This is a genomic window from Salinivibrio sp. AR640 (assembly GCF_001995405.1).
GTDB lineage: Bacteria > Pseudomonadota > Gammaproteobacteria > Enterobacterales > Vibrionaceae > Salinivibrio > Salinivibrio costicola.
On record NZ_MUFD01000007.1, the window covers coordinates 32,473 to 50,012 of the forward strand.

The window sequence follows — 17,540 nt, forward strand, 5'->3', positions numbered from 1 at the left end:
TGACTTGAATGACGGATAAAGAAAAAATTTCGGCGTTATTAGATGGCGAACGGGTGGACACGTCGGTGATCCATGATATAGAGCGAGATAATAGCGCACAACAGACCTGGAGCGACTTCGGCATCATTCGTGATGTGATACGTGGTGACGCGCCTGGCTCGTTGCAATGGAACATTGCCGATTCTGTCGCGTCCGCGTTGGAAGCAGAACCGGCTTATCAAGGCGCTCACGTTGACAGTAACGTGCACCCGATGCACGAGTCACAGCCGCGTCCTGAAAAAGCGCGTCGCCACCTACCTGGCTGGCTGCAACAGCTCACTCAGGTCAGTGTCGCCGCTTGTGTTTCTCTCGCCGTGATCGTAGGCGTGCAGCATTATAACCAGTCTGAACCAACGTCTCCGGGGGTTGGCAATCAAACCCAACCGCCAGTATTGGAAACGATTCCTTTTGCAGGTGCTGCTGAACCGGTGAGTTTAAGCCGGAATGATTTGCGTGCGACGCCTTCAGAATCTGAAATGATGGAGCAGCGTCGGCGCGTCAATGCAATGCTCAAAGACTATGAATTGCAGCTAAGGTTGAATAAGGATAGTCTGTCTAGCAATCAGACAATGGCACCGTCGACAAGCAGTAGTAAGCAATGAAAAAAACTCTGATCGGTGCGCTTGCGCTGGTCAGTTTGATGTCTGCGCAAGCCTCGGCCGAACCCTCTGCCGAGGCTTTGTTACATCAAATGGATACCGCAAGCGATACCTTGGACTATGAACTGTCCTACATTCTCGTTGGCAAAAATAGCCTAGAGCCACTGCGTTTTCGCCATGCACGGGTAGGTGGCGAAGCGTTTGGTCATCTCATGTATTTGAGTGGTCCGTCGCGAGAAGTAATTCGTCGCGGAAAGGAAATCAGCTATTTTGAACCTGGTTATGACCCTTTCACGATCGCCAGTGATCATATGGTGGCACCATTGCCTACTCTCATTCAGGCCGATATTGATATACTGGCAAACCATTATGACTTTGTCTCAATGGGACATGCGCGCGAGGCGGGCATGGATTGCCAGGTTGTACGTATCACACCGAAAGATGGTGAGCGATATTCGTACGTGCTTTGGCTAGACCAAGACAGTCACCTACCGGTGAGAGCCGATTTACTTGACCGAGATGGGGATCCGCTTGAACAGTATCGCGCCTTATCGCTGGTGGTTACGCCTAAAATTAACGACGCGATGCAAAAACTCACGCAGTTAGCCCTGCCGCCGGTATTAACCCTCCCGCAAACAACCCGCCGCTCTGACCTGGATTGGCAGGTGACGGTGCTGCCAGATGGCTTTAAGCCTGTGTACAGTAACCGCCATCGTTTAATGATGACTAAGCGGGCAGTGGAAAGCCAAATGTTTAGCGACGGCCTTTTTAGTTTTTCTGTTTATTTAGCCAAAGCCGACGATGTCTCCGTGCGTAAACAGATAGTGCGCCAAGGCCGACGGACGCTGCACAGTGTTATCAATGGCAACGCCGAAATTACAGTGGTGGGGGACATTCCACCGGAGACCGCTAAACGGATTGCTGATTCGGTTCGTATTAATCGCATGCCAACATCACAGACAGAGTAAAAGGTTGCACCATGATTAAAGCACTGGCGGAGGTAACAGGGTACCAAGACGGCTGGTTGTCTCTTGCCTGTCAGCAGCAAACCAGCTGTGGCAGCTGCAAATCGCAAAGCCAGTGTGGCACTGGCATTGTGTCCAAGGCCCTACCCGGAAAAGTGAACCATGTCAGCGTTCGTTCGCCAGAACCGCTGCCGACAGGAACGCTCGTTGAAATTGGCCTCGGTGAAGCCACCTTGCTCCGCTCGGCGCTGGTGGTTTATATGGTGCCATTAATGATGATGTTCGTGGGCGCCTTACTGGGACAATTTTTCTTTGCCGCGTTGGCAGGCAGCGGTGAAGGAGGTGTTATCGCACTAAGCCTAGGCTTCGGTGCCCTTGGGGTCGGTATCGCACGACGCTTAGCGAAATATGTCGGGAGTGCCGAACAGCAGCAGCCTGAGCTTCTGCGTGTCATGGGAGAGCCAATTTCCGAGTTGGCAGTGATAAATACCCGACACCAGGATAGCGACTAGCCACTATTTTCGGTAGAATCCAGCCCAATTGATCTTAGGATCCCATTCTTATTGATAACGAGTAAGTCACACCCACTTATGAAGCATATTCGTAACTTTTCGATCATCGCCCATATTGACCACGGTAAGTCGACGCTTTCTGATCGACTCATTCATGTATGCGGCGGCCTTACTGACCGGGAAATGGCAGAGCAGGTCCTTGACTCCATGGATCTGGAACGTGAACGCGGTATCACCATCAAAGCACAAAGTGTGACACTGAACTATAAAGCCAAAGACGGCAATGAGTATCAGTTGAACTTCATCGATACGCCAGGACACGTCGACTTCTCTTATGAGGTGTCGCGCTCACTGAAGGCATGTGAAGGTGCTTTGCTGGTGGTGGATGCAGGACAAGGGGTAGAAGCACAGACGCTCGCCAACTGCTACACCGCAATGGATATGGACCTTGAAGTGGTCCCTGTCCTGAACAAAATCGATTTACCGGCCGCCGATCCAGACCGTGTGGCGCAAGAAATCGAAGATATTGTCGGTATTGAAGCCATTGAAGCCACGCGTTGCTCAGCCAAAACAGGGGTTGGGGTCGATGGCGTACTCGAAGATATTGTTCGCCTTATTCCACCGCCGGAAGGTAACCCCGACGCCCCCACTCAAGCGTTGATTATCGACTCTTGGTTCGATAAATACCTTGGCGTGGTGTCGTTAGTGCGCATTCGTGAAGGCTCGCTCAAAAAAGGCGACAAAGTGAAAATCATGAGCACGGGCCAAGAATGGAACGTGGACAGCATTGGCATTTTCACGCCCAAGCGTAAAGAGCTTAATGGTTTGCAAACCGGTGAAGTAGGCTGGGTGATCTGTGGGATCAAAGATATCCTTGGTGCCCCAGTGGGCGACACCATTACCCATGCGAAAAACGGCTGCGAAAAACGCATTGAAGGCTTCCAACAAGTGAAACCTCAGGTGTACGCGGGCTTATTCCCGATTTCATCCGATGATTATGAAAGCTTCCGTGATGCTTTGGATAAGCTGAGCCTCAATGATGCTTCTTTGTTCTTTGAGCCCGAAAGCTCGGCGGCACTGGGCTTTGGTTTCCGTTGTGGCTTCCTTGGCATGCTGCACATGGAGATCATTCAAGAGCGGTTGGAGCGCGAGTATAACCTCGATCTTATCACCACGGCCCCCACGGTTGTTTACGAGGTAACGCAAACCGATGATGAAGTCATTTATGTAGACAGCCCTGCTAAGCTGCCCCCTGTGAATGACATTCAAGCCATTGGTGAGCCTATCGCGCGTTGTAATATCTTGGTGCCCAATGAATTCGTCGGCAATGTGATTTCCTTGTGTGTTGAGAAGCGTGGTGCCCAAGTGGATATGGTTTATCACGGTAATCAAGTCGCGCTGACCTATGACATACCCATGGCGGAAGTCGTGTTGGACTTTTTCGACCGTATTAAGTCAACATCGCGCGGTTATGCCTCGTTAGATTATAACTTCGAACGTTACGAAGTGTCTGACATGGTACGGGTGGATATCTTACTGAATGGCGAGCGTGTCGATGCACTGGCGATTATTACGCACCGTGCTCATGCGCAACCGCGTGGTCGCGAGCTAGTGGAAAAGATGAAAGAGTTTATTCCGCGTCAGCAGTTTGATATCGCCATCCAAGCCTCGATTGGCAATCACATTATCGCCCGTTCAACCGTCAAGCAGTTGCGTAAAAACGTCACGGCAAAATGTTACGGCGGTGATGTGAGTCGTAAGAAAAAACTATTGCAAAAACAAAAAGAAGGTAAGAAGCGCATGAAGCAGGTCGGTAATGTCGAGCTGCCGCAAGAAGCTTTCTTGGCCATTTTGCATGTGGGCAAAGATAAATAACAACGGATTCCATGATGGCCAATACGTTTTCTTTAATTTTAGTGCTGGTGACCTTGGTCACCGGCTTGGTTTGGGCGTTAGATAAATACCGCTGGGCGCCGCGTCGCCGCCAGGCTGCAGGCAAAGCACTGAAGGTCGCACAGACTGATTTAGATGCCGAACAAGTCGCGAAAGTGATGCCACAACCGAGTTGGGTTGAGAATATGGCCTCTATTTTCCCGGTGATCGCGGTGGTTTTAGTGTTGCGATCATTCATTTATGAGCCTTTTCAAATTCCGTCCGGATCGATGATGCCAACCTTATTGGTTGGCGATTTTATTTTGGTGGAAAAATTTGCCTATGGGCTGCGTGATCCGGCTTTTCACACTGAACTGGTTGGTACTGGCAAGCCTGAGCGCGGTGACATTGTGGTGTTTAAATATCCGCCGCAGCCGAATATTGACTACATCAAGCGTACGGTGGGGCTGCCTGGCGATACCATTGTGTATGAAGATAAGCGCTTGTGTATTCAGCCTAAAGGCGAAGCGCAGTGCCAGCCAGTCGCGATAGATAACATTCAACCCAGTGAATTTGCACAAGGTGGTGTGAATCTGGTGCAAGCACAAGAGCAGCTGGGTGAGCAAGCGCATCAGATCCTTGTCCATCCGAATAAGCGCGATCGAATCAGTGCCTATCAGCCACGTCCGGGCGTCAATCGTTGGGTGGTGCCGGAAGGGCATTACTTTATGATGGGTGATAACCGCGATAACAGTGCGGATAGCCGCTTTTGGGGCTTTGTGCCTGAGCGCAACTTAGTCGGCAAAGCGGTGGCTATTTGGGTCAGCTTCGAATTCGAGCGCAACAGTGACAGCTGGCTACCATCGTGGATACCGACAGGGATACGCTTTAACCGTATTGGTGGAATTGATTAATTCTGGACTATGATGACAAAACTAACAGATAAATTGCAGCGAGAGATCGGCTATCAGTTCAGCAGTGCTGCATTGCTTGAACTGGCGTTGACGCACCGTAGTGCCAATGGCACACATAATGAGCGTCTAGAATTTTTGGGTGACTCAATTCTTAGCTTCGTGATTGCCGAGGATCTTTATCATCGCTTTCCGAAAGTGGATGAAGGGGATATGAGTCGGATGCGCGCGACCTTAGTGCGCGGTAATACACTAGCCGAAATTGGGCGGGAGTTTTCTCTGGGCGAAGTCATGCGCCTTGGCCCAGGAGAACTTAAAAGTGGCGGTTTTCGCCGCGATTCGATTTTGGCTGACGCTGTAGAAGCATTGATTGGTGCCATCTTTTTAGACAGTGATATTAACCGGGTACGAGATATTATCTTGCAATGGTATCAGCAGCGACTCGAAACCATTGAACCGGGTGTCAGCCAAAAAGATCCGAAAACCCGTTTGCAAGAGCTCTTGCAGGGAAAACGTAAACCGTTACCGTCTTATACGGTGATGAAAGTGAAGGGTGAAGCACACAACCAAGAGTTTACGGTAGAGTGCCAGATATCAGGACTGGAGCGTTCTGTGATTGGAAAAGGCAGTAGTCGTCGCAAGGCAGAGCAAGCGGCTGCAGAACTCGCATTACAGAAGTTGACATAATGACTGACACACAGCGCTGCGGCTTTATTGCCATTGTTGGCCGCCCGAACGTAGGAAAATCAACATTGCTGAACCGCTTGGTAGGGCAAAAGTTGTCGATTACCTCGCGTAAACCCCAAACCACGCGTCACCGAATCATGGGCGTGGATACCCGGGATAACTACCAGGCGGTGTATGTCGATACGCCTGGGCTACACATTGAAGAAAAGCGCGCCATTAACCGTCTTATGAATCGGGCTGCAAACAGCTCGTTAACCGACGTTGAATTGGTATTGTTTCTCGTGGATGGCACACATTGGACCAATGACGATGAAATGGTGCTTAATAAGCTAGCGCGTTCAGAGTTGCCGACGGTTTTGTTGGTCAACAAAGTGGATAACGTTAAAGAGAAGACGGAGCTGTTTCCGCATCTACAAGCGTTGTCAGAGAAGATGCCGTTTGTCGACGTGATCCCGGTTTCAGCGAAAAACGGGACCAATATTGATGTGGTCGAGCAGCGTGTTCGTGATGCGTTGCCGGCGTCTGAATTCTACTTTCCTGAAGAATATGTTACCGACCGCTCTCAGCGTTTTATGGCCTCAGAAATTATCCGTGAAAAGCTGATGCGTTTTACCGGTGAAGAGCTGCCTTATTCAGTGACGGTTGAAATTGAACGTTTTGACTACAACCCTGAAACCGATGGCTTTCATATTAATGGTTTGATTTTAGTTGAGCGTACCGGCCAGAAGAAAATGGTCATTGGTAAAGGCGGCGAAAAGATCAAACGCATTGGCCGAGAGGCACGCTTAGACATGGAAGACCTTTTCGAACGTAAGGTCTATCTTGAGCTTTGGGTGAAAGTGAAATCCGGCTGGGCTGATGACGAACGCGCGTTGCGCAGTTTAGGCTATATCGACGATCTTTAATTGGCCCGATCATCGGGTCCATGCACTCAGGAGAGGGTGAGTGGACGGCTTTCAACGTGGTTTTGTGCTGCATTCGCGCCCCTATAGTGAATCGAGTCTGCTCTTAGATGTGTTCTCTGAGTTCGAGGGGCGTATCACGCTTCTCGCCAAGGGAGCACGTCGTCCCCGTTCGGCCATAAGAGGCGCACTGCAGCCTTTTACTCCCTTGCTGCTCAAGTGGGGGGGACGCGGTGAATTACGTACATTGCGCAGTGCTGAGGCCACAGGCCTCGCGCTGCCTTTATCAGGCAATGCTCTGTATTCCGGCTTTTACCTCAATGAGTTAGTTATGCGTGTGCTTGAGCCTCATACGCCTTACCCAGCGTTATTTTTCGATTATGTCACCGCCCTAACCCAGCTTGCCCGCTATCATAACCCAGAGCCTGCATTACGCTGCTTTGAGCTTGCGCTGTTAGAAGCACTGGGCTATGGCGTTGATTTTCTTCATTGTGCTGGTAGCGGCGACCCGATCAACGATACTATGACGTATCTATATCGTGAGCAGCAAGGCTTTGTCGCGTCGATAATGAAAAGCCAACATCGGCAATTTACTGGCGCTGATCTACGAGCGTTGGCGACACGACATTTTGAAACGGTGGCACAGCTGCGCGCCGCCAAGCGTTTTACACGTATGGCGCTCAAACCTTATCTTGGCCCTAAGCCGCTAAAAAGCAGAGAATTGTTTAGAAGGAAATAATCATGGATAAAATTTACCTCGGTGTGAACATTGATCACGTTGCGACGATACGTAATGCACGTGGTACCGCGTATCCGGATCCGGTTCATGCGGCGGAGTTAGCTGAGCGTGCTGGAGCGGCAGGGATCACCGTGCATCTTCGTGAAGATCGTCGCCATATCACTGATCGCGATGTCCGTTTACTCAAAGAAACGCTACAAACGCGTATGAATCTGGAAATGGCGGTGACCGATGAAATGGTTGAGATTGCGCTCGAGATTCAACCTGAATTTGTTTGTTTGGTCCCGGAAAAACGTGAAGAGCTCACCACCGAGGGGGGCTTGGATGTCGCAGGCCAGCTGGATAAAGTGAAAGCGGCAACCCAGCGTCTGAGCGAAGCTGGGATTAAGGTTTCCCTTTTTATTGATGCTGATCGCAATCAAATTGAAGCGGCTCATCAATGTGGTGCGCCCTTTATTGAGCTGCATACGGGCCACTACGCGGATGCAACCAATGACAACGATCGCCAATCGGAGCTTAAAAAGATCTCCGCAGCGGCAAGCTCTGCTGTCGACTTGGGGATCAAAGTGAATGCGGGTCATGGCCTGACGTATCATAACGTCACTCCCATCGCGGCGATGCCAGAAATGCATGAACTGAATATTGGTCATGCAATCATAGGTCGTGCAATGTTTGATGGTTTGCAAAAAGCGGTGGCGGATATGAAAGCGATTATGGAAGCGGCGCGTCGCTAAATGGCCATTGTTGGAATTGGTACAGACATTGTTGAGATTGCGCGTATTGAAAAAGCGTTTGCACGCCAATCGCGCTTTGCCGATCGGATCCTAACCGATAGTGAGCGGGACCATATGGCAACACATCATGCGCCTGCTCGTTACTTGGCCAAGCGCTTTGCTGCGAAAGAAGCCGCGGCGAAAGCGCTAGGAACCGGGATTGCTGACGGTGTCACGTTTCATGATTTTACCATTACGAATCAGACTTCCGGCCAGCCGGCCCTAAGCCTTTCTGGCCGTGCTGCCCAATTGGCACGCGAGCGTGGCGTTGCGCACTGTTGGCTGACCTTATCGGATGAAAAGGCCTACGCGGTCGCGTATGTTATCTTAGAAACGGGTTAACAGCCCCGCGCGTTATCGAGATATTGCGGTGCCAGTTGCTCAATATGTGCAATCTCATCTTGGAGCTCTAACAGCTCAGGTTCGACAGCTGCGATATCTGCCCCGGCTTTTAATTGCGTTTCTAACTCGTGACACAGGCTTTTCAGTTGAGGCACACCGCTATAAGCACAGCTACCGTGGAGCTTGTGGATGGCTTGCCATAAGCTATCGGTCTCTGACTCTCCCGCCAACGCACTAGCGACCACCTTCTTCACTGACGTAAAAGAGGCGAGTAACATTTCTAGCATTTCTTTGGCGAGATCGGCCTTGCCTGCTGCTTGGTTGAGCGCCCGCTGCCAGTCCAGATGACGCGCACTATGATCCTGGTTAGCCGAATAAGTGGGTAACGGCGCGGCTTGATGAGGTGCTACCGTGTCATCAAAATGCAGCCAACGGCTCAGGGTGCTTTCTAACATGGCCTCTTCAATGGGCTTGGTGAGGTAATCGTCCATTCCGGCATCAATAAGGCGCTCACGCTCACCAGGCATCGCATGAGCGGTTACTGCTACAATCGGCGTTTGCTGGTTGAGTCCCGCTTTACGGATTTCTTGGCTAGCGGTGACACCGTCCATTTCAGGCATTTGAATATCCATCAAAATGATATCAAAGGCGTATTGGTGTGCCAGTGACAGGGCTTTGACGCCATCATCTGCGGTCACGACTTTCTCTACCCGCTCAGCCAACAAGGCCGTGATCAGTTTCAAGTTCGCAGGATTATCATCGACAGTCATCACGGTGTAGGGCGCCTTTTGCGTGGTGTTAGGTTGAGGTAGCGGCAAAGGCGCCGGCTCGGGTGAACCAAGCAGTGTTTCCAATAGTTTACGCTGCGGGATCGGCTTGGCGACACACGCTCGTACACCTGCTTTCAAAAGATGCTCGGATGCTTCGAGTTCGGTGGTGGGTAAGCAAACCACCACTGACTGCGCTTGCTGCTCACAGAGACTGACTGCATCTTGCATCTCACTGAGCGCAGGCATGCTCCCAGCATCAAAACAAAGGAGAGCAAAATGATACTGACGGTCAGTGAGCACATGGGTGCCGGACGCGGTATCAACGTTTAGGCCCACTTGGCTCAGTCGTTTGCGCAAAATCTCTCTGGTACGCGCATTGGGCTCCACAATCAGAATATCGCGCCCGACCAAAGGCTCGATGTCGAGTGGCTGCGATACCGGTAAATCAGTTTGTGTCAGCTGCAGCGTAAACCAGAATGATGAACCTTGGTGAAGGCGACTGGTAAAGCCAATATCGCCGCCCATTTGTTGGACTAATTTTTGCGTGATCACAAGCCCGAGCCCAGTACCGCCATAACGACGCGAGATACTGGCGTCTGCCTGTCTAAACGCTTGGAAAAGCTGCGCTTGTTGACGTTCAGAGATCCCAATGCCGGTGTCTTTGACCATCAACTGCAGTTCGACGGTTTCATCGTGTAGCTGTTTAAGATCGACACTGACATCAATATTACCTCGCTCGGTAAATTTCGCCGCGTTGCCAATCAAATTGATTAAAACTTGTTGGATACGAAGCGGATCGCCAACCGCTCCCGCAGGAATCCGAGCATCGGTGCGCAGGGTTAGCTCTAGCCCTTTCTCATGCGCCATAGGCGCGAGTAGGCGCATCACTTCGTCGAGCATCTCTTGCACGTCGAACGGAATGTTTTCTAACAGCAACTTACCCGCTTCCAGCTTAGAGAAATCTAAGATGTCATTGATGATCGTCAGCAGGTTATTGGCGGATTTTTCAATGGTGAGAAGGTAATCTCGTTGACTACTACTGAGCTCGGTTTTTAGCATTTGTCGCGTAAAGCCAATCACCCCGTTGAGCGGTGTACGCAGCTCATGGGACATATTGGCGAGAAACTCGGATTTAACCCGTGCCGCTTCTTGCGCGTTTTTCTTGGCAATGTCTAACTCAACGTTTTGGATCTCGAGCTGCTCTAAGGTTTCGCGTAGATCACTGGTCGCCTGATCAATACTTTGTTGCATTTCCAAATGGTATTCGGACAATGAGATTGCCATTGCATTGATGCCATTTTTTAAGGTATCCAGCTCGCCGAGCAGCTCACCTTCAATCCGCACGTCAAGATGGCCTCGTCGAATTCTATCGACCAAGGTCACCATGTTGCCGATTGGATGAGTCACATCGGCAATCAAACGGTAAGCGAAAAAGCAGGAGAGAATCCCGCCCAGCGCGACCATAACCAGCGCTGTGATCATTTCCTGGTACTGTTTCAACCGTACTGAGCTAAGGTCCAACTCCATCGCAATATACCCCAAAGGGCGCTCGACATTGAGCCCGGGGGTAAAGCGTCCAATTTCTAAAATCGGTGCACGCAAAATCAAGGTATCTTGCTGTTGGCTAACCTGTAATTGTGTGGGAATAGGTTGGCCACTATCGACGGAGAGCATGGCTAAATTGCGGTGGTAGTTCGAGGTTACAAACAGCTCGTTACGACGATCGAACACGGCAATACTTCGCACAAACTGAGAATGCTGGCGGTGAGCAAAGCCGATGAGCCGGCGCACGTTTTCACGACTGTCATTTTTCAATCCCACTTCGCTGGCAATGGCGAGCGGTTCTATAATCGCAGAACCGGTTACCGTGAGTTGCTGTTCAAGGTCTTGATAGCGGGTGCTGGTGAAAAATGCACTGAGTAATAGCCCAACAATGAGTGTCGGTGCAATAGTGAGTACAGAAACACGGGTGCGGAGGCCATATTTGGTCATGCTAGATAAACTATGGGAAAATAATCACGACAATTAGCGCCAGTGTACATGATTCAATCACAAAATAGTCAGCGAACTATCACAACTCCCACTGGCAGGATCTCTTGACTGGCTTGGCAACAAGCTTTAAACACTGGAATACGACATGGCGCGCTTTTTTAAGCCCGAAAAAAATAAAAAGGTTGAGCAAAAGCATCAGCTGATAACCATTAAACGCTTAGACCATCATGGCGATGGCGTTGGCTTTTTGGATAAAAAACCGGTGTTTGTCCCAGGTACCTTGCCGGAAGAGCAAGCCTTGGTACAGCTGACCGAACAAAAGCGGCAATATGCGCGCGGCCAATTAATTAAACTCGATAGCCACGCCACACAACGTGTTGAGCCAGGGTGCCCGGTTTATCAGCAGTGCGGTGGTTGCAGCTTGCAGCATCTAAGCCATGAAGGGCAGGTTACGCATAAACAGCAAACGTTGAATGAGCTGATGCAAAAATTTGCTGGGGAAGAGGCAACACTCTCGGCACCTATTACAGATAGGCCATGGCAGTATCGGCGTCGTGCACGCATCAGTCTTCAGGTTGATAAAAAGGGGGCATTGGCAATGGGGTTTCGTGCTCGCCAACGCAGTGCGATTATCAATGTTAGCCATTGTCCGGTTCTGAGTGAGTCATTGAATACTTTGCTTGCGCACTTGCGTCCGTGTTTGGATGGCCTGCGTGGTCGACGTATTTTGGGTCATCTTGATCTGATTGAGGCTGACAACACCACGGTAGTGTCGTTGCGTACCACCAAGGTATTGCACAGTGATGACCGTCAAGCATTGTGCCACTGGGCAGAAACTCAAGGCTGCACCTTTTATCTTCATCAAGGCGATGGCGCACCTGAACGTCTTATCGGCGCCGCGCCAGATTACCAAGTGGCGGGATGTCGCCTTGCGTTTCAACCGAATGACTTTATTCAGGTCAACCCGACGGTCAATCAGAACATGGTGTCACAGGCACTGGATTGGTTAGCACTAGAGAAAGAAGATCGTGTCTTGGATCTCTTTTGTGGATTGGGTAACTTTAGTGTCCCCGCTGCCAAACTGGTTGGGCACGTTGTCGGGGTGGAAGGCGTGCAAGCCATGGTGAATCAGGCGGCAGATAATGCGAAGATAAATGGTTGTGATAACACCTGTTTTTATCAAGCTGATTTAAATAGCGACGCGTTAGAAGGAGAGTGGACCCATCTCGATTTTACCAAAATCTTACTCGATCCGGCACGCGCAGGGGCTGCGGGTGTTATAGACTTTGTGGCACAATCAAGGGCTTCACATATTGTTTATGTGTCCTGTAATCCTGCCACCCTGGCGCGCGATGCCCGCGTGCTGCTTGATAATGGTTATGCACTTGTCAAATTAGGGATGCTGGATATGTTTCCACAAACAGGACACATGGAATCGATGGCCTTGTTTAAGCCGGTGACGAACAAGCGGGCATAAGCGTTTAGTGGCTTGTCGTTATCGACATGCCTCTCTTGTCAGTAAGAGAGTTAAGGATAGGAACAGTTATGGTTGCGGTACGAGAAGCCCACCTACACGAAGATGAAACATTTGAGCTTAACACCTGGGTTAAGCGACTCGGGCAAGACGCATCGACGACACAAGCCTTGTTAGACGGCTACCAATATTGTCGAGCATTGAGTGACGATGAATCAGCACTCAGCCAGCCTTTGTGGCGAGGCCGAGAGATGATCGAAATCCTCGTGACATTAAGCATGGATGCCGACACCTTGCTGGCCGCGCTATTATTTCCGATGGTCGACGCCGAACTGGTCACCCTGGAGACACTGGCGGACGACTATTCGATGTCGATAGTCAACCTGATTCGCGGTGTGCAGCAGACCGCTGCGATTCGGCATTTAAATACCCAAGCCGACGATGAGGCCACGTCCTCGCAAGTTGATAATGTGCGCCGTATGTTGCTCTCTATGGTGGAAGACTTTCGTTGCGTGGTGATTAAACTCGCCGAGCGTATTTGCCATTTACGTGAAGTGAAAGATGCGCCAGAGTCTGTGCGTCAGCAAGCAGCGAAAGAGAGCGCTAACATTTATGCGCCTTTGGCTAACCGATTGGGAATTGGTCAGCTAAAGTGGGAGCTTGAAGATTACGCGTTCCGTTACCAACATGCGCAAACCTATAAACAAATCGCCAAGCAGCTGGCCGAGCGACGCATTGACCGTGAAAACTATATCAGTGCCTTTGTCGAAGGGCTCCAGCAGGAAATGGAAGCGTCGCATATTAATGCACAGGTATATGGACGCCCGAAGCATATTTATAGTATCTGGCGCAAAATGCAGAAGAAAAACCTGGAGTTTGATGAGTTGTTTGATGTGCGCGCTGTGCGCATCATTGCGGATCAACTTCAGGATTGTTACGCCGCATTAGGTGCCGTCCATACCCAGTTCCGTCATCTGCCCAAAGAATTCGATGATTATGTTGCCAACCCCAAGCCGAACGGTTATCAGTCAATTCACACTGTGGTGTTGGGGCCGGAAGGCAAGCCCGTTGAGATTCAAATTCGCACCAAACAAATGCACGATGATGCAGAGCTAGGTGTAGCGGCCCATTGGAAATATAAAGAAGGCTCAGCCAGTGGCCGCAGTGGCTACGATGAAAAAATCACCTGGCTGCGTAAGCTATTGGCATGGCAAGAAGAAATGTCTGATTCGGGCGAAATGCTTGATGAGTTGCGTAGCCAAGTGTTCGACGATCGGGTGTATGCGTTCACCCCGCGCGGCGATGTCGTCGACTTACCTATAGGGGCAACGCCACTTGATTTTGCCTACCACATCCATTCAGAAGTGGGTCATCGTTGCATTGGTGCCAAAGTAGAAGGGCGAATTGTTCCGTTCACCTATCACCTACAAATGGGCGACCAGGTTGAAATCATCACGCAAAAAGAGCCTAACCCGTCGCGAGATTGGCTCAATCCCAGCCATGGATTTGTTAACTCAAGTCGTGCGCGCGCCAAAATAAATGCTTGGTTCCGCAAGCAAGACAAAGACAAGAACATTGCTGCCGGTAAAGAAATCTTGGATACCGAGCTACAAAAAATTGGCGGCATCAGTAAAGATGCCAATTTGGCGCTAAAACGCTTTAACGTTAACACGCTGGACGAGCTTTATGCCGGCGTGGGCAGTGGTGATTTGCGCATTAATCAGGTAGTGAACCATATTAATGGCCTGATTAATAAACCGAGCTTGGAAGAAGAAGAGCAGCAGTTGTTAGAAAAACTGCAGCAAAGCGAACAAAAACCGAGCACCGGCAAAGCCCACCGCGATGCCGTGGTTGTCGAAGGTGTTGATAATCTGATGACGCATCTCGCGCGCTGTTGCCAGCCGTTGCCGGGGGATGACATTAAAGGATTTGTTACCCAAGGGCGTGGTATTTCGGTCCACCGTGCAGATTGCGAGCAGCTCAATGAGCTTAGTCATCATGCACCGGAGCGGATTATCGCCACGGTGTGGGGAAAAGGCCATATTGGTCAATACCATGTACGCATTCGCCTTTCGGCAAACGAACGTACCGGGCTGGTCAAAGATATCAATAACGTGCTAAGCAATGAGAAAGCACGGGTAGCCGGGATGCAAAGCCGGGTTGATTATAAAAAGCAAATGTCGATCATGGACTTTGATCTCGAAATCTCTGATTTAGATACCTTAAGCCGCGTTGTAAACCGGCTTGAACAAGTGAAAGATGTGGTCGAAGCGAAACGTCTCCGCTAATACATTCGCCCTGTTTCGACAGGGCGTTTTTTCATGAAGGAACCTTCTTATGGCGTCAATTGACAACTTACTGACGATCATGGCGACCTTACGCGACCCTAATCATGGTTGTGACTGGGACAAGGCACAAACCTTTGCCTCTATTGTGCCTCATACCTTAGAAGAGGCGTACGAAGTGGCTGACGCCATTGAGCGTGAAAACTGGTCGGACCTAAAAGATGAGTTGGGCGACCTTCTTTTTCAAATTGTGTTCTACAGTCAATTAGGGCGCGAACAACATCGATTTGATTTTGACGATGTCGTCAGTGCGGTGTGCGATAAGCTCACACGTCGTCACCCTCACGTATTTGGTCCTAAAGATGCTAACGGGAAGCCATTAAGCTCGCCTGATTGGGAAGGTATTAAGGCGCAAGAGCGCGCAGAGAAAATGCCCTCAACCCAATCCTGCAGTCTATTAGATGGCGTGACTCAGGGGTTGCCCGCGTTAACTCGCGCCCACAAGCTACAAAAACGATGTGCAAGGGCAGGGTTTGATTGGCCAACCGTGGCGCCGGTTATCGAGAAGGTGCGAGAAGAGCTGGAAGAGGTCGAACATGAATTGGCACAGACACCGGTTGACGCAAGCCGTGTGGAAGACGAAGTTGGCGATCTTTTGTTTGCTGTCGTCAATGTCGCGCGCCACCTAGGCACGGATGCTGAGCAGGCGTTGCGCGCAGCCAATCAGAAATTTGAACGTCGCTTTCGTAGCGTTGAAAATCAATTACGTGATAGTGGAAAAAATATTCAACAATGTCAGCTGGATGAACTAGAATCGGCGTGGCAAGCGGTTAAAAAAGACGAGTAAGGCAATATCCTGTAATTGGCATAATTGATTTGTGACAATTAAAAACACCAGGGTGTGTGGTAGCTTTCACATTGTGGGAGTCAGTGGGGTCTGGTATCATAATATCCCGTCCAGAACTTCATTTATTTCCTCTAAATCCAACTCTCAGGTTTAGCATGACGACGAACTACATTTTTGTTACGGGCGGTGTTGTATCCTCCCTCGGTAAGGGTATTGCTGCAGCCTCATTAGCAGCCATTCTTGAAGCGCGTGGCCTTAACGTCACCATCATGAAACTCGACCCTTATATTAACGTGGATCCAGGGACAATGAGCCCTACCCAGCACGGAGAAGTATTCGTCACGGAAGACGGCGCAGAGACTGACCTTGATCTCGGTCACTATGAGCGCTTCATTCGCACTAAAATGACCAAGCGTAATAACTTTACCTCTGGCCGTGTTTATGCGGATGTACTGCGCAAAGAGCGCCGTGGAGACTACCTGGGGGCGACGATTCAGGTGATCCCACATATTACCAACTCGATCAAAGATCGCATCGTCGCAGGCGGTGAAGGTCACGATATTGTGATCGTCGAGATCGGCGGAACGGTCGGTGATATTGAATCATTACCATTTTTGGAAGCGATTCGTCAGTTGACGGTAGACGTGGGCCGCGAACATGCCATGTTCATGCATCTGACATTAGTGCCTTACTTGGCTGCGGCAGGCGAAGTAAAAACCAAGCCGACCCAGCACTCAGTAAAAGAGCTTCTGTCGATTGGTATTCAGCCGGATGTGCTGGTATGCCGTAGTGAGCGTCCAATTCCTGCCAATGAACGCGCTAAGATTGCGCTGTTCTGTAATGTGGCGGAAAAAGCGGTCATCACCATGAAAGACGTCGACTCTATTTACAAGATCCCATCGTTGATCCGTTCGCAAGGGTTGGACGATTTGGTGTGCAAGCGCTTTGGCATTGAAGCCGTAGAAGCTGACTTGTCTGAATGGGAGCAAGTGAGCTACGAAGAAGCCAACCCAATGGGTGAAGTCACCATTGGTATGGTCGGTAAGTACATTGAATTGCCGGATGCGTACAAGTCCGTCAATGAAGCGTTAAAACATGGTGGGTTGAAAAATCGCCTGACCGTCAACATCAAGTACGTGGATTCACAAGATCTTGAAACCCGCGGCAGTGAAATGCTGAAGGACTTGGACGCGATTCTCGTCCCTGGTGGATTTGGTGACCGCGGCATTGAAGGTAAGATCCTTGCGGCACAATATGCACGTGAAAACAATGTGCCGTATCTGGGTATTTGTCTTGGTATGCAGGTGGCGTTGATTGAATACGCACGTAATGTCGCCGGCATGGAAGGCGCTAACTCGACTGAGTTTAGCCAAGAAAGCCCTTATCCTGTCGTTGGCCTGATCACTGAGTGGGTCGATGAAGAAGGCAAAGTGGAAGAGCGTAGCGAGACGTCAGATCTTGGTGGCACCATGCGCCTAGGCGCGCAGCTTTGCCACTTAGCTGAAGGTTCGAAAGCGCATCAGCTCTACGGCAATACCCAAATCCATGAGCGCCATCGCCACCGTTATGAAGTGAATAATCTGCTACGTCCTAAGCTAGAAAAAGCAGGATTGTCAGTTTCTGGTCTGTCTGCCGATAAAAAGCTGGTAGAGATCATTGAAAACCCAGCACATCCTTGGTTCGTGGCGTGCCAGTTCCACCCGGAATTCACTTCAACGCCGCGTGATGGCCATCCACTGTTTGCTGGATTTGTTGCTGCGGCAGGCAAAAAACAGCGCGGTGAGCTATAAACGACATTCGAGCGGTAGCCCAGAAGGCGGCCGCTCTTTAT

Annotated in this window: 15 protein-coding genes; 14 read left to right on the forward strand and 1 reads right to left on the reverse strand. The window is 50.3% G+C overall.

The genetic code is table 11. From position 1 onward, the window contains the following. Positions 1–8: 8 nt before the first annotated feature. The 10 genes from BZG75_RS05700 (at position 9) to acpS (ending at position 8,341) form a co-directional block, all read left to right on the forward strand. Positions 9–641, forward strand: a complete 633-nt coding sequence (locus BZG75_RS05700) for an RseA family anti-sigma factor (protein ID WP_077576434.1) — start codon at positions 9–11, stop codon at positions 639–641. Beyond that, a complete protein-coding gene (rseB, locus tag BZG75_RS05705) occupies positions 638–1,606 on the forward strand; it encodes a sigma-E factor regulatory protein RseB (protein WP_077459793.1) in 969 nt (322 codons plus the stop codon). The genes BZG75_RS05700 and rseB overlap by 4 nt, the downstream gene beginning before the upstream one ends. 11 nt (positions 1,607–1,617) lie before the next feature. Beyond that, complete coding sequence (locus BZG75_RS05710; protein WP_077459792.1) at positions 1,618–2,115, forward strand: SoxR reducing system RseC family protein; 498 nt, start codon at positions 1,618–1,620, stop codon at positions 2,113–2,115. A gap of 78 nt (positions 2,116–2,193) precedes the next feature. Continuing rightward, the gene (lepA, locus tag BZG75_RS05715; RefSeq protein ID WP_077576435.1) at positions 2,194–3,990 is read left to right on the forward strand and encodes a translation elongation factor 4; all 1,797 of its coding nucleotides are present in this window, start codon (positions 2,194–2,196) and stop codon (positions 3,988–3,990) included. Positions 3,991–4,004: 14 nt separating this feature from the next. Further along, positions 4,005–4,901, forward strand: coding sequence for a signal peptidase I (gene lepB, locus BZG75_RS05720; protein WP_077459790.1), 897 nt, complete (start codon positions 4,005–4,007; stop codon positions 4,899–4,901). Between the two features lie 12 nt (positions 4,902–4,913). Beyond that, positions 4,914–5,585 (forward strand): ribonuclease III, encoded by a 672-nt coding sequence (gene rnc, locus BZG75_RS05725; protein WP_028569567.1) that lies wholly within the window; start codon positions 4,914–4,916, stop codon positions 5,583–5,585. Then, on the forward strand, positions 5,585–6,490 hold the full coding sequence (era, locus tag BZG75_RS05730) for a GTPase Era (protein WP_021022098.1): 906 nt from the start codon (positions 5,585–5,587) through the stop codon (positions 6,488–6,490). Before rnc ends, era begins: the two co-directional genes overlap by 1 nt. Before the next feature lie 40 nt (positions 6,491–6,530). Further along, entirely contained in the window at positions 6,531–7,226 is a 696-nt protein-coding gene (recO, locus tag BZG75_RS05735; protein WP_021022097.1) for a DNA repair protein RecO, read from the forward strand. Positions 7,227–7,228: 2 nt separating this feature from the next. Next, positions 7,229–7,960, forward strand: a complete 732-nt coding sequence (gene pdxJ / locus BZG75_RS05740) for a pyridoxine 5'-phosphate synthase (protein ID WP_021022096.1) — start codon at positions 7,229–7,231, stop codon at positions 7,958–7,960. Then, positions 7,961–8,341, forward strand: coding sequence for a holo-ACP synthase (gene acpS / locus BZG75_RS05745; RefSeq protein ID WP_021022095.1), 381 nt, complete (start codon positions 7,961–7,963; stop codon positions 8,339–8,341). Here acpS and barA read toward each other — a convergent pair. Next, a complete protein-coding gene (gene barA / locus BZG75_RS05750) occupies positions 8,338–11,103 on the reverse strand; it encodes a two-component sensor histidine kinase BarA (protein WP_077576436.1) in 2,766 nt (921 codons plus the stop codon). The two genes, acpS and barA, sit on opposite strands and share 4 nt — an antisense overlap. A 145-nt stretch (positions 11,104–11,248) precedes the next feature. Between barA and rlmD the strand changes: the two genes are divergently transcribed. The 4 genes from rlmD to BZG75_RS05770 all read left to right on the forward strand — a co-directional run bounded on the left by rlmD (position 11,249) and on the right by BZG75_RS05770 (position 17,499). Then, on the forward strand, positions 11,249–12,580 hold the full coding sequence (gene rlmD, locus BZG75_RS05755; protein WP_077459786.1) for a 23S rRNA (uracil(1939)-C(5))-methyltransferase RlmD: 1,332 nt from the start codon (positions 11,249–11,251) through the stop codon (positions 12,578–12,580). A 68-nt stretch (positions 12,581–12,648) separates the two neighbouring features. Continuing rightward, a complete protein-coding gene (gene relA, locus BZG75_RS05760) occupies positions 12,649–14,865 on the forward strand; it encodes a GTP diphosphokinase (protein ID WP_021022092.1) in 2,217 nt (738 codons plus the stop codon). Positions 14,866–14,914: 49 nt separating this feature from the next. Beyond that, entirely contained in the window at positions 14,915–15,709 is a 795-nt protein-coding gene (gene mazG, locus BZG75_RS05765) for a nucleoside triphosphate pyrophosphohydrolase (protein WP_077459784.1), read from the forward strand. A gap of 155 nt (positions 15,710–15,864) precedes the next feature. Beyond that, positions 15,865–17,499 (forward strand): CTP synthase, encoded by a 1,635-nt coding sequence (locus BZG75_RS05770; RefSeq protein WP_021022090.1) that lies wholly within the window; start codon positions 15,865–15,867, stop codon positions 17,497–17,499. Positions 17,500–17,540 lie beyond the last annotated feature (41 nt).

Bases quoted from the DNA above. Each gene is read 5' to 3' on its own strand.
- BZG75_RS05700 (WP_077576434.1), top strand. From the start codon at position 9: ATGACGGATAAAGAAAAAATTTCGGCGTTATTAGATGGCGAACGGGTG.
- rseB (WP_077459793.1), top strand. From the start codon at position 638: ATGAAAAAAACTCTGATCGGTGCGCTTGCGCTGGTCAGTTTGATGTCT.
- BZG75_RS05710 (WP_077459792.1), top strand. From the start codon at position 1,618: ATGATTAAAGCACTGGCGGAGGTAACAGGGTACCAAGACGGCTGGTTG.
- lepA (WP_077576435.1), top strand. From the start codon at position 2,194: ATGAAGCATATTCGTAACTTTTCGATCATCGCCCATATTGACCACGGT.
- lepB (WP_077459790.1), top strand. From the start codon at position 4,005: ATGGCCAATACGTTTTCTTTAATTTTAGTGCTGGTGACCTTGGTCACC.
- rnc (WP_028569567.1), top strand. From the start codon at position 4,914: ATGACAAAACTAACAGATAAATTGCAGCGAGAGATCGGCTATCAGTTC.
- era (WP_021022098.1), top strand. From the start codon at position 5,585: ATGACTGACACACAGCGCTGCGGCTTTATTGCCATTGTTGGCCGCCCG.
- pdxJ (WP_021022096.1), top strand. From the start codon at position 7,229: ATGGATAAAATTTACCTCGGTGTGAACATTGATCACGTTGCGACGATA.
- acpS (WP_021022095.1), top strand. From the start codon at position 7,961: ATGGCCATTGTTGGAATTGGTACAGACATTGTTGAGATTGCGCGTATT.
- barA (WP_077576436.1), bottom strand. From the start codon at position 11,103: ATGACCAAATATGGCCTCCGCACCCGTGTTTCTGTACTCACTATTGCA.
- rlmD (WP_077459786.1), top strand. From the start codon at position 11,249: ATGGCGCGCTTTTTTAAGCCCGAAAAAAATAAAAAGGTTGAGCAAAAG.
- relA (WP_021022092.1), top strand. From the start codon at position 12,649: ATGGTTGCGGTACGAGAAGCCCACCTACACGAAGATGAAACATTTGAG.
- mazG (WP_077459784.1), top strand. From the start codon at position 14,915: ATGGCGTCAATTGACAACTTACTGACGATCATGGCGACCTTACGCGAC.
- BZG75_RS05770 (WP_021022090.1), top strand. From the start codon at position 15,865: ATGACGACGAACTACATTTTTGTTACGGGCGGTGTTGTATCCTCCCTC.